Source organism: Acinetobacter sp. NS-4 (genome assembly GCF_037402435.1).
Taxonomy (GTDB): Bacteria; Pseudomonadota; Gammaproteobacteria; order Pseudomonadales; family Moraxellaceae; genus Acinetobacter.
Genome location: NZ_JBBEUE010000008.1, coordinates 58,947 through 71,943 on the forward strand (window position 1 = coordinate 58,947; position 12,997 = coordinate 71,943).

Annotated in this window: 10 protein-coding genes; 8 read left to right on the forward strand and 2 right to left on the reverse strand. The window is 42.4% G+C overall.

Annotation, left to right across the window (positions count from 1 at the left end):
* The first annotated feature begins 1 nt into the window (after position 1).
* From WAE57_RS08080 to galE, 8 genes are all read left to right on the forward strand, one after another.
* On the forward strand, positions 2 to 970 hold the full coding sequence (locus WAE57_RS08080) for an ATP-grasp domain-containing protein (RefSeq protein ID WP_337709890.1): 969 nt from the start codon (positions 2 to 4) through the stop codon (positions 968 to 970).
* Positions 954 to 1,637, forward strand: coding sequence for an HAD family hydrolase (locus tag WAE57_RS08085; protein WP_337709892.1), 684 nt, complete (start codon positions 954 to 956; stop codon positions 1,635 to 1,637). Before WAE57_RS08080 ends, WAE57_RS08085 begins: the two co-directional genes overlap by 17 nt.
* Positions 1,631 to 2,806, forward strand: a complete 1,176-nt coding sequence (locus WAE57_RS08090) for a DegT/DnrJ/EryC1/StrS aminotransferase family protein (protein WP_337709894.1) — start codon at positions 1,631 to 1,633, stop codon at positions 2,804 to 2,806. The genes WAE57_RS08085 and WAE57_RS08090 overlap by 7 nt, the downstream gene beginning before the upstream one ends.
* 113 nt (positions 2,807 to 2,919) lie before the next feature.
* Entirely contained in the window at positions 2,920 to 4,794 is a 1,875-nt protein-coding gene (locus tag WAE57_RS08095; RefSeq protein WP_337709896.1) for a nucleoside-diphosphate sugar epimerase/dehydratase, read from the forward strand.
* Positions 4,795 to 4,809: 15 nt separating this feature from the next.
* On the forward strand, positions 4,810 to 5,685 hold the full coding sequence (gene galU, locus WAE57_RS08100; RefSeq protein ID WP_337709899.1) for a UTP--glucose-1-phosphate uridylyltransferase GalU: 876 nt from the start codon (positions 4,810 to 4,812) through the stop codon (positions 5,683 to 5,685).
* Positions 5,686 to 5,713: 28 nt separating this feature from the next.
* Positions 5,714 to 6,970, forward strand: a complete 1,257-nt coding sequence (locus WAE57_RS08105) for a nucleotide sugar dehydrogenase (RefSeq protein WP_337709901.1) — start codon at positions 5,714 to 5,716, stop codon at positions 6,968 to 6,970.
* The gene (gene pgi, locus WAE57_RS08110; RefSeq protein ID WP_337709903.1) at positions 6,970 to 8,643 is read left to right on the forward strand and encodes a glucose-6-phosphate isomerase; all 1,674 of its coding nucleotides are present in this window, start codon (positions 6,970 to 6,972) and stop codon (positions 8,641 to 8,643) included. Before WAE57_RS08105 ends, pgi begins: the two co-directional genes overlap by 1 nt.
* On the forward strand, positions 8,636 to 9,652 hold the full coding sequence (gene galE / locus WAE57_RS08115) for a UDP-glucose 4-epimerase GalE (protein ID WP_337709905.1): 1,017 nt from the start codon (positions 8,636 to 8,638) through the stop codon (positions 9,650 to 9,652). The genes pgi and galE overlap by 8 nt, the downstream gene beginning before the upstream one ends.
* A 71-nt stretch (positions 9,653 to 9,723) precedes the next feature.
* Here galE and WAE57_RS08120 read toward each other — a convergent pair whose 3' ends face one another.
* Together WAE57_RS08120 and glmS are read right to left on the reverse strand one after the other, a co-directional pair.
* The gene (locus tag WAE57_RS08120; RefSeq protein ID WP_337709907.1) at positions 9,724 to 11,091 is read right to left on the reverse strand and encodes a phosphomannomutase CpsG; all 1,368 of its coding nucleotides are present in this window, start codon (positions 11,089 to 11,091) and stop codon (positions 9,724 to 9,726) included.
* 62 nt (positions 11,092 to 11,153) lie between these two features.
* Positions 11,154 to 12,992, reverse strand: coding sequence for a glutamine--fructose-6-phosphate transaminase (isomerizing) (glmS, locus tag WAE57_RS08125; RefSeq protein ID WP_337709909.1), 1,839 nt, complete (start codon positions 12,990 to 12,992; stop codon positions 11,154 to 11,156).
* Positions 12,993 to 12,997: the final 5 nt, after the last annotated feature.

A 12,997-nucleotide genomic window follows, 5' to 3' on the forward strand; every position in this document is an offset into this window, starting at 1 on the left:
AATGTCTAATATTTTAATTACCTCAGCAGGACAACGGGTTTCATTAGTACGTTCTTTCCAAACAGAACTGAAAAAGCATTTTGAAAATGGCCAGGTTTTCACTACTGATTTAAACCCTGTATTAGCCCCTGCATGCCACGTTTCTGATCAAAGCTTTACTGTACCGCGTGTCACAAGCCCTGAATATATTGAACGGCTATTACAATTATGTTTAGAGAACAATATTAAATTGATTGTACCGACTATTGATACTGAGCTGTTGGTGCTGAGTGAAAATATTGAAATCTTTAAACAACAAGGTATTTATTTATTGGTGAGTGATACAGCACTCGTACAACAATGCCGTGATAAGCGTCAGATTAATCAATTCTTTGAACAGCATGGTATTCATATTCCTCAGCAATATAATCTAGACCATTTGCAGTTCCCTGTATTTGTAAAACCTTATGATGGCAGTTTAAGCAAAGGGATTTTTACCGCACAGTGTGCAGTAGATATTAAGCCTGAGCATCGTGCTGACCCTAAACTGATGTTTATGGAATACATTGCACCTGAGGATTATGATGAGTTCACAGTCGATTGCTATTATGATCGATACTCAAATTTAAAATGTGTTGTACCACGTAAACGTATTTTTGTTCGTGCAGGCGAAGTCAATAAAGGCGTGACTAAAAAGAATATTATTGTTGCTGAGTTTAATCAGAAGTTACACCATATTACCGGTGCACGTGGCTGTTTAACCATTCAGGTATTTTTACACAAAACTGAAGATAAAATTCTGGGCATTGAAATTAACCCACGTTTTGGTGGAGGTTACCCATTAAGTTATTTGGCAGGTGCGAACTATAGCCGATGGGTAATTCAAGAGTATTTGCTTGATCAGACCATTGAACCTTTCTCAGCATGGAATGATAACTTATTGATGCTACGTTACGATGCTGAGGTATTGGTCAATGACTACACTGCTTAAGTGTTTAGTTTTAGATCTTGATGATACGTTATATCCTGAAATCAGTTATTTGCACTCAGCATATCGCTTTATTGCCGCCAAAATCAGTACAGAGCCTGAAGCATTGAGTGCGCATATGCTGCAGCAATATTATGCTGGTGAAAATGTACTTGAACAGCTTGTACACGACTATGGAATTGATAAAACAACTTTGCTGGAGTGGTACCGTTTTCATCAGCCTGACATCAGCTTATATCCAGCGGTGTTAGAAACGCTGAATAGCTACACAGCAGAGTATCAATATGCTGTGATTACTGATGGACGTTCAAAAACTCAGCGTAATAAATTGTGTGCATTGGGCTTAATGCCATATTTAAACAGCATTGTGATTTCAGAAGAAATTGGTTCAGAAAAACCTGATGCTGCAAATTATGAAAAGGTGATGCAGGATTTACAATGCGAGCACTATATTTATGTGGGCGATAACTTAAAAAAAGATTTTGTCACAGCGAAACGCTTAGGTTGGACAACAATTTGTTTGAAAGACCAAGGGCTTAATATTCATCAACAAGATTTTTCAGTCGCTGAGCAATATAAAGCAGACTACTGCTTTGACTCTTGGCATGAAATTAAAAATTTCTTAGCACAAGATAGAAAAACATTCAATAGGATAAGTCGTAAATGTTAAACACTGCATTTGAACCATGGCCAAGTTTCACTCAAGAAGAGACTGATGCTGTATCACAAGTTTTACTTTCGAATAAAGTGAATTACTGGACGGGTCAAGAATGTCGTGAATTTGAAAAAGAATTTGCATATTTTGCCGGAACTCAATATGCAGTAGCACTTGCTAATGGTACCGTGGCTTTAGATGTGGCGCTAAAAGCTCTAGGCATTGGTGCGGGCGATGATGTCATTGTCACTTCTCGTACTTTCCTGGCATCGGCCAGTTCAATTGTGACGGCTGGGGCAAATCCAGTTTTTGCCGATGTCGAGTTGGATTCACAGAATATCTCGCGCCGTACCATTGAAGCAGTCATTACGCCTAATACCAAGGCCATTATCTGTGTGCATTTGGCGGGCTGGATGTGCGATATGGATCCAATCATGCAGTTGGCTGCAGAAAAAGGTCTATATGTCATTGAAGACTGTGCTCAGGCACATGGGGCAAAATATAAAGGTAAATCTGCCGGCTCAATTGGTCATATAGGAGCTTGGTCGTTCTGCCAGGATAAAATTATGACCACTGGTGGTGAAGGGGGAATGGTCACCACCAATGACGAAAACCTGTGGAAAAAAATGTGGTCGTATAAAGATCACGGTAAAAATTTTGACAGTATCTATAACAAACAGCATCCACCAGGATTCCGCTGGCTGCATGACTCCTTTGGCACCAACTGGCGCATGATGGAAATGCAGGCTGTGATTGGTCGGATTCAGTTGCAACGTATGGCCGAATGGACTCAAAAACGTACCGATAATGCGAAACGTATTTTGGCCGCATTTGCAGACAGCCCTTATTTTAACGTGCATTATCCAAATGATGATTATACCCATGCCAATTATAAGTGTTACGTACAAGTCAATCTTGAACAACTGCCTGAAGGCTGGTCACGTGACCGGATTATGCAGGAAATCAATGCGCTAGATGTACCTTGTTTTAGTGGTTCATGTTCGGAAGTTTATTTGGAACATGCCTTTGACGGTACAGCATGGCGACCAAAACAGCGTTTAGTCAACGCCCAGCAATTGGGTGAAACCAGCTTAATGTTTTTAGTGCATCCGACATTAAGTGATGTCAGTATTGATAAAACGGTCACCACGATTGAACAGGTCATTTGTAGAATAGCGGCTTAAATTTTGCAAGAGCAATGCACCGAATTCGGTGCATTGCTCCATAGGATATCAATTTAAATTACGAATAGAATCGTGATTCATTAAAAAATCATTAGAATGAGACGGCGCATCCAGTGAAATCCATAATTCATCCATTCGTAGAATCACCACGATCAGTAAAATTAGCATTTCTTGTTATTCTAGACTTTTGTATTTTTCCTGTGCTGATCTGGCTCTGTTATGCCATCCGTAAATTTGATTTGGGTGCAGAAGTTGTTCCTAACCTTCCTTTCGGTTCAATCTGGGTCAGCATCATTGCTGTTTCGTCCTTGTTTATTTTGGGTATTTATCGCTTTATTGTACGGACCTACAACGAAGTTTTTATGATTAAACTGGGCTTAGCCACATCATTGTCTGTGGTTGGACTTTATGTTTTGGCCTATTTGACTCATGCATTTATTCCGATGTCTATTCCGTTGATGTTCGGTTTCATGATGTTTGCCTGGGTCTGGTTTAGTCGCGGCTTTATCCGTTTTATTATCCGTTCCTATTTACAGGCTGATATTCAGAAAAAACGTGTGGCGATTTATGGTGCAGGTAATGCCGGACAACAAGTCGCTGCTGCGCTGTATCGTTCCAATGAACATTTGCCGGTTTTGTTTGTCGACGATGACCCTTCTCTATCGGGACAGCAGTTGGGCAGACTGAAAGTCTATGATGCTGAAACTGCATTAAAAGTGATGGCCAAGAAAAAAATTGATGAAATTTTAATCGCCTTGCCTTCAGTCGGTCGTATCCGTAAAAGTGAAATTGTCAAATTCTTGGAACCGGCACATCTTAAGATTACCGAAATTCCGGGTCTGACCAGACTGGTCGATGGTGAAATTCGGGTTTCTGATATTCAGGAAGTCGATATTATTGATTTATTGGGACGTGATCCAGTTCCACCAATTCAGGAATTATTGGCTAAAAATATTAAAAATAAAGTGGTCATGGTGACGGGTGCGGGCGGCTCTATTGGTTCAGAATTGTGCCGACAAATTATTAAAAATCAGCCTATAAAACTGGTGATTTATGAGCTGACAGAGTTTGCGCTGTATAGTATTGATAAAGAATTGAACTTAAATACCCATATTGAAATTATTCCTATTCTAGGTACGGTGCTGGATCAGGCCAAACTGGAACGCATCATTGAGCAATATGGCATTCAAACTGTTTATCATGCTGCTGCCTATAAACATGTGCCTTTGGTGGAATGTAACCCGATTGCGGGTTTAAAAAACAATGCCATTGGTACGGCATTTAGCTTAAATGCCGCAGTGAAAAAAGGGGTAGAAACCTTTGTACTGATTTCAACCGACAAAGCAGTACGTCCCACCAATGTCATGGGGGCCTCTAAACGTATGGCAGAGCTGTATTGCCAGGCCATGGCAGAAGCCCAAGACCGGACTCAAATCAGTATTGTACGTTTTGGTAATGTGCTGGGTTCGTCGGGTTCGGTGGTGCCGTTGTTTAAGCAGCAAATTGCCAAAGGTGGACCTATTACCGTCACCCATCCAGATGTTACACGTTACTTTATGACCATTCCTGAAGCCTCCCAGCTGGTGATTCAGGCCGGAGCCTTAGGTCAGGGCGGGGATGTATTTTTGCTGGATATGGGGGAGCCAGTGCGTATTCAGGACTTGGCGCGCCAGATGATTGCCTTAAGTGGCTTAAAAGTGCGCGAAACTGGTGCTCAAAATGGTGATATTGAAATTCAATATTCTGGTTTGCGTCCAGGTGAAAAACTGTACGAAGAATTACTGATTGATCATGAAGATACCGAAATTACACAACATACTCGTATTTTAAGATCTTTCGAAAAGCATTATCCTCTGGATGAGTTGATTAAAATTTTTGAAAAAATGAATACACTGACAGCCGTTGATAATGATGTAAATTGGGCTTTGACCCAGTTAGAGTATTATGTTGATGGTTATCAACGTGGTAAAGAAATTAAAGTAAATTAATATTTAGGTATGATGATGATTAAAAAGGCGATTCTCCCTGTTGCTGGTTTAGGTACTCGGTTCTTGCCTGCAAGTAAGTCGATTCCCAAAGAAATGGTCACGGTTGTTGACCGTCCTGCAATTGAATATGTAGTACGCGAGGCAGTTGCAGCAGGGATTGAACAAATTATTTTGGTCACCCATTCTTCAAAAGCATCGATTGAAAATTATTTCGACCGTAATTTTGAACTTGAAACCACATTAGAAAATAAAAAGAAATTTGATTTGCTCAAAGAAATTACTGAAATCTTACCCCCGCATGTGAGTGTTGTGAGTGTTCGTCAGCCACAGCCCCTTGGTTTGGGACATGCGGTATTGTGTGCAAAAGCAGTGGTGGGAGACGAAGATTTTGCAGTTCTACTGCCGGATGTACTGGTTAAAGATGATCAGGTTGAAAATGATCTGGCGAAAATGATTGCACGTTTTGATGCGACTGGCGCTTCCCAAATTATGGTTGAAGCTGTACCTGACAATATGGTCGATCAATACGGGATTGTTGATGTCGCTGAGAGTCCAGCAGTTGCTGAAAGCATTGTCATGCAAGGTATTGTAGAGAAGCCTGCAGTAGGAACAGCACCTTCTAATCTGTCGGTTGTAGGTCGTTACGTACTTCCTGCTAAAATTATGCAATTATTAGAGCAGACCCCAAAAGGTGCGGGGAATGAAATTCAATTAACTGATGCGATTGCCATGTTACATCAGACAGATTGTATTGAAGCTTATCGTATGAAAGGTCAAACTTTCGATTGTGGTAGCAAATTAGGGTATTTAAAAGCAGTATTGCATTATGGGGTAGCTCATCCAAAATTGGGTGAAGATTTTAAAGCCTTAATTAAAGAGTTAAAACTATAAATATAAAACTATAAAATTAGGAGACTCTATGAAAGTTGCAGTATTTGGACAAACCCTGTATTCAGGTGTCCTGTCAGCATTGTTGGCCGAATGTGGCCATCAGGTGTATTGGTGTGATTTTCTAAAAAAAAGTGCTTTAGAACAAGCTTATGCCCAAGATGATGCGGTCAAACAGTTACTGGATAAACAGCAACAAAATGGATTTTTAAAATACTGTCACCTGAATGATATTGCCCTGGATATCGATGCTTATTTCTTTAGTTTTAATCCGACTGAAGAAAATTTAGGCATTGAAATATTAAAAGAAATCGGTCAGCGTCAAATTATTCATCCTAAACTGATGATTAATGCATCCACGCTAGGCTTGCATGGTACGGACAAATTACAAAAGTATTTACCTGAAGATGATTGGGTGTATTTACCCGACATCATTCAGGAGGGAAATGCCTTGGCCAGCATGACTCAAGCCGAACAGTTGATTGTGGGCTGTGAGCAAAGTAAGGTTCAACTCAAAATCCAGGAATTACTGCGTCCATTATTTCCGCGTCATCAGCAATATTTATTTATGCCCATTTTAGATGCGGAGTTTACCAAACTCAGCATTTCAGGCATGTTGGCGACACGCATTAGTTATATTAATGACCTCGCCGTAGTTGCGGAAAAACTGGGCATTGATATCGAGCATGTGCGTCAGGGCATGGCAGCGGATAGCCGGATCGGGTCGTCGTATCTGTATCCAGGTGCGGGTTTTGGTGGAGAGAACTTCTCGCATGATATTCTCACTTTGGCCAATACTGTGTCCGGGACAGGGGCTAAAAGTAAGCTTTTGGCGCAGGTTTGGGAAATCAATGAACAACAAAAAGAGCTGCTGTTTAGAAAACTGTGGAATTATTACCATGGTGATTTAGCAGGCAAAACTGTTGCAATTTGGGGTGCCTCTTTTAAAGAAAATACGGCACGTATCCAGCAATCCCCTATTCATATCATGCTGAAAGCCTTATGGGCGCAAGGAGTGACGGTCAAACTGCATGATCCGCAGGCTTTGGCTGAAATTGAAAAAGTCTATGGACATCGTGAGGACTTGATTTATTGTACCGAGCAGTATGAAGCCGTAAACGGCGCACATGCCTTATGCCTGTTAACCGCTTGGAAACAATATTGGAGTCCAGATTATCCGACTTTATTAAAAATCATGCAGCATCCGCTGATTTTAGATGGTCGAAATATTTATGATCCAGACTATGTGAAAGCGCAGGGATTTGCCTATATGGGGGTAGGGCGTTAATGATGAATCAAGCACAACCTTATCCAGTAGAAACGACTGATACAGTTTTAAGCAAGCTGCTGAATTTGAAAAATGAACTTGGGAACAAGCATTTAACCGATTTTTTTGCAGAAGAAGAAGACCGTTTTCAAAAAAATTCTGTAAATTTAGACAATGTGGTTTTTGATTTTAGCAAGCATCGGGTCAATCAGGCTGTACTTGACCGTTTGGTTGAATGGGCCAATGCACAACAGCTCAAGCCCTGGATTAAACGTCTGTTTTCCAGTGAAGCCATTAACTATACCGAACAGCGTGCGGCGATGCACTGGGCACTACGCTTGCCTAAACATGAAGTTCAACATCCTGAAATTGCTGATCAAGTTCATGAACAATTAGAGCGGATGTTCAATCTGGTCAATAAAATCCATGCCGGTCAATTTCGCGGTGCGACCGGGGAAGTGATTCAGGATGTGGTCAATATTGGTGTTGGAGGGTCGGATCTTGGGCCAGTGATGGTCAGCCATGCGCTATCTGATTTTAAAAAACAGACCACCAAGCCTTTAAATATACATTTCGTCTCGACCATGGATGGTAGCCAGCTATCAGCATTGCTGCATCAGCTGCGCCCTGAAACCACTTTATTTATTATATCTTCTAAGTCTTTTGGTACCATTGATACCTTATCCAATGCACAAACCGTGCGTTTATGGCTGGAAAAAGCCTTAGGTCAGCATCCGCATATTCTCAAGCACCATTTTATCGGAGTCTCGACCAAACCTGAGAAAATGACGGAGTGGGGTATTGCTCCTGAAAATCAGTTGTTGCTTTGGGATTGGGTCGGCGGGCGTTATTCACTCTGGTCATGTATTGGTTTGCCCGTGGCGCTTAGTATAGGAGTTGTAGGCTTTAAGCAGCTGCTGGCCGGGGCTTATGCGATGGATCAGCATTTCCAGAATGCCCCTTTTGCACACAATATTCCGGTATTGATGGGCTTGCTGGGTGCCTGGAATACCAACTTTCTAGATATCCAGACCCATGCCATTTTGCCTTATGATGGCCGTTTAAAATACTTTGCGGCCTATTTACAGCAGCTGGAAATGGAATCGAATGGTAAATCGATTCAACGTACAGGTGAGCATGTTGAAACCAATACTTGCCCGATTGTTTGGGGTGAGGTCGGACCCAATGCCCAGCATGCTTTTTATCAGTTATTGCATCAAGGCACACAAGCCGTCAGCTGTGATTTTATTGCACCGGTAAAACGCTATAATGCCCAGCAATTTACTTATGTAGACAATGCCGATGCCTTGATTGAGCAGCATCATTTGGCACTGTCTAACTGCCTGGCACAGTCACGCTTGCTGGCATTTGGTAATCAGGCATTAGATCAGACTGAACTCAATGATTTACCTGCCTATAAACAATATGCAGGCAATCAGCCCAGTAGCACCATTTTACTCAAAGAACTGACACCTTATAGCCTGGGTATGTTGATTGCCATGTATGAACATAAAGTGTTTGTGCAGTCTGTACTCTGGAATATCAATCCCTTTGATCAATGGGGGGTTGAAAAAGGCAAGGAAATTGCCAATCAGCTGCTGCCGATTTTAAGTGGCGAAAGTCAGAACATTTCAGATTTAGATGCCTCGACTCAAGGCTTAATACATATATTATTAGGAAAAACCCATGGCTAAAATTTTAGTGACCGGCGGTGCAGGCTATATTGGCTCACATACCTGCGTGGAACTGTTAAATTCAGCGCATGATGTGATTGTGCTGGATAATCTTTGCAATAGTTCGGAAGAATCTTTAAATCGAGTGCAACAGATCAGCGAGAAAACTTTAACTTTTGTGCAAGGTGACATTCGTGATGCACAAGTTTTAGATCAGGTTTTTCAGCAGCATCACATTGATGCCGTGATTCATTTTGCCGGTTTAAAAGCGGTAGGGGAAAGCCAGCAAATTCCACTGGCTTATTTTGACAATAATATTTCTGGCTCCATTCAACTGGTACAGGCCATGCAGCGCGCAGGGGTATTTAATCTGGTCTTCAGTTCATCGGCCACAGTGTATGATGAGGCCAATGTATCACCTTTAAATGAAGACATGCCTACAGGTATGCCAAGTAATAACTATGGTTATACCAAACTGATTGTTGAACAGCTTCTACAGAAATTATCCGTGGCAGATGAACGCTGGTCGATTGCCTTACTGCGTTATTTCAACCCGGTCGGTGCGCATAAAAGTGGTCGTATTGGAGAAGACCCGCAAGGCATTCCGAATAACCTGATGCCATTTGTCACTCAAGTCGCAGTAGGCCGTCGTGAAAAACTGGCGATCTTCGGCAATGATTACGATACTGTTGACGGGACTGGCGTGCGCGATTATATCCATGTGGTGGATTTGGCGAATGCGCATTTATGTGCCTTGAATAATCGCCTTATGGCAAAAGGCTGTCGTGCCTGGAATATTGGAACCGGTCAGGGTTCATCGGTTCTGGAAGTAGTCAAGACGTTCGAACGGGTCAACCATGTGCCGGTCGCCTATAGCATTGAGCCGCGTCGTGAAGGCGATGTGGCGACTTCATTTGCAGACAATAGCCGTGCTGTGCAAGAGTTAGGCTGGAAACCGCAATATACTCTGGAAGATATGCTGGAGAACAGCTGGAACTGGCAGAAGCAGAATCCGAATGGCTATCGCTAAAATGCTTAAAATTGCATGAATAAAAATGGGAGCAAATTGCTCCCATTTTTATGGCGCTTGATCTGGAAGTTTTAACCTTGAATCAGCAGGGTTAACTCATTGACATAATCTTGGATTGGTCGTGGTTTTTGATCACGGCGACTTTCAATATTCAAACGCAGTAAAGGTTCGGTATTGGAAGCACGGACATTAAAACGCCATGCACCAAAATCCAGGCTGACCCCATCCGTCTGATCAATGGCAGGATTTTGATCGGCGAAGTGATCAAAAATCTTTTGAATGGTGGCTTGCGTGTTTGCAACTTTAAAGTTGATTTCACCCGAACATGGAAATTTGGCAATCATGCCTTCAACCAGTGAAGATAAAGATTGTCCTGTTTCAGATAATACAGAAATAGCCAACAGCCATGGGATCATGCCACTGTCACAGTAAGCAAAATCACGGAAGTAATGATGTGCACTCATTTCCCCACCGTAAACCGCATTGTGTTCACGCATTTTTTCTTTAATGAATGAGTGACCTGATTTGGATTGAATCGCTTCACCTTTGTATTGTTCAACCACATCAAAGGTGTTCCATACCAAGCGTGGATCATGCACGATTTTTTCACCTGATTGTTTAAGCAAGAACGCTTGTGCCAATAAACCAACGATGTAATAACCTTCAATAAACTGACCTTTTTCATCAAACAGGAAGCAGCGGTCGAAGTCACCATCCCAAGCCAAACCCATGTCGGCCCCATGCTCAATCACGGCATCACGTGTACTGTCACGGTTTTCAACAAGCAGTGGATTGGGGATACCATTCGGGAAGGTACCGTCAGCTTCATGATGAATTTTAATAAATTCTACCGGTACATTGAGTACTTTGAATTTTTCTTCAATTGCATCAATCACATGACCTGCTGCCCCATTACCTGCATTCACAACCAGTTTTAAAGGTTTAATTTTTGCAGGATTAATGTAGGTCATCAAATGATCTACAAATTCAGCCAGAATGTTGTATTTTTCAGTGCTACCTTTGACTGCAATATCTGCGAATGAATTGGTTTCAGCCAATGCCTGAATGTCTTTTAGACCAGTGTCTGCACTGATTGGACGGGCATTTTCACGTACCAGTTTCATGCCATTATAATCCATTGGATTATGACTGGCCGTAATTTCAATGCCACCTTGAACATCTAAATGGAACGCACCGAAGTAGACTTCCTCAGTTCCAGTCATTCCTAAATCGAGTACGTTAACACCTGCATCATTTAAACCGCGAATAGTTGCCTGTTTAAGATTTTCACTGCTCAAGCGAATATCACAACCTATGACAACGGTCTTGGGTTGATAAATTTGACCATAAGCCCGGCCAATTTTATAAGCGATGTCTTCGTTTAATTCTTCACCCAATTTTCCACGAATATCGTAGGCTTTAAAACAAGTCAGGGTCATATTCTTTTACTCTTTCCTTTTGCAAGAAAAAGGCCGGTTACCCAGCCTTATATCAAAATTTATTATTCCACCGTTACCGATTTTGCCAGGTTGCGTGGTTGATCGACATCCGTACCACGCAAGACTGCGACATGGTAAGACAGGAGCTGCACCGGAATACTGTAAACAATAGGCGCAAGAACCGGGCTGATACTTGGCACATGAACTACATGTTGGCGGTCTTTTCCTTTAATACCACTGTTTTCATCGGCAAAGACAAACAGTTCACCACCACGTGCCTGAACTTCTTCCATATTGGATTTGAGTTTATCCAGCATGTCGTCTTGCGGTGCAAGAATTACCACAGGCATGTCATTGTCTACCAATGCCAATGGGCCATGTTTCAGTTCACCTGCTGCATAACCTTCGGCATGAATATATGAAATTTCTTTCAGTTTTAATGCGCCTTCAAGAGCAATCGGGAACTCGGTACCACGGCCTAAAAACAGGCAGTGCTGTTTTTCTACAAACAGCTCAGATAAACGCAGAATGTCTTTATCTTGCTGTAGGGTATCTAAGATGACTTTAGGTGTATGCCATAAATCAGTGGTAATGGCAGTAATTTGTTCAGCCGAGATGCTTTGTTTGACTTGACCAATCTTGAGTACCAACAGCATCAGTGCAGCAAGCTGCGTGGTAAATGCTTTGGTTGACGCAACGCCAATTTCAGGTCCGGCCAGGGTTAGCAGGCTATAATTGGTTTCACGCACCATAGAAGAGGTAGCCACATTACAAATGGTCATGGTACTAATGTTTAATTTTTTTGCAGCAGCGCGTTTTTGGGTATCACGCAGCGCAGCCAAAGTATCGGCAGTTTCACCGGATTGGGAAATACACACATAAAGAGTGTTATTGACAATCACTGGCGTGCGGTAACGGAATTCGCTGGCAATTTCCACCTGACAAGGCAAGTCAATCAGCTGCTCAAACCAGTATTTTGCAATCATGCCGGCATGGTAACTGGTCCCGCAGGCAATAATTTGTACCTGTTGAATCTTTTCAAAATCGCCCACCGCATTTTGCAAGAAATCTTCGCGCAAATCGTTGCCATTCAAGGCTTGGGAAATGGTCTGCTGAATCGCTTCAGGCTGCTCATAAATTTCTTTGAGCATGTAGTGCTTATATTCACCTTTAGATGCATTGCTGACGGTGGCATCCAGCTCTTTTACTGGACGATTCACCAGTTGCCCATCCACAAACACTTCAATACTGTTACGGGTTAAACGTGCAATATCACCTTCTTCCAGATAAATAAAACGGTTGGTAATTGGAAGCAGGGCCAATTGATCCGAACTGATAAAGTTCTCGCCAATCCCGACGCCAATAACCAAAGGTGAACCTTCACGAACGGTAATCAGTTCATTCGGATGGTCGGTATGCACGATACCCAGTGCATAAGCCCCTTTGAGCTGGGGAACAACCTGCTGAACCGCTTCTAGAAGGCTAGAGGTTGATTTCAATGCATCATTGACCAGATGTGCGACAACTTCGGTATCCGTTTGTGAGGTAAACACATAGCCCAGGGCTTCAAGATCGTCTTTCAGTTCTTGATAGTTTTCAATAATACCGTTATGCACCACAGCCACCGTACCAGAAACATGCGGGTGAGCATTGTTTTCAGTCGGTTTACCATGGGTTGCCCAACGGGTATGGGCAATCCCCAGTGAGCCTTGGATATTCGATTCACTTACTGCCTGTTCCAGATTGATCACTTTACCCACACGGCGTTCGCGCAGCACATGACCACCATTGATCAGCGCAACACCCGCTGAATCATAACCACGGTATTCAAGGCGCTTCAGGCCTTCAATTAAAATATTGCTAATATTACGTTCTGCAACGCCACCGACAATTCCGCACATATTTA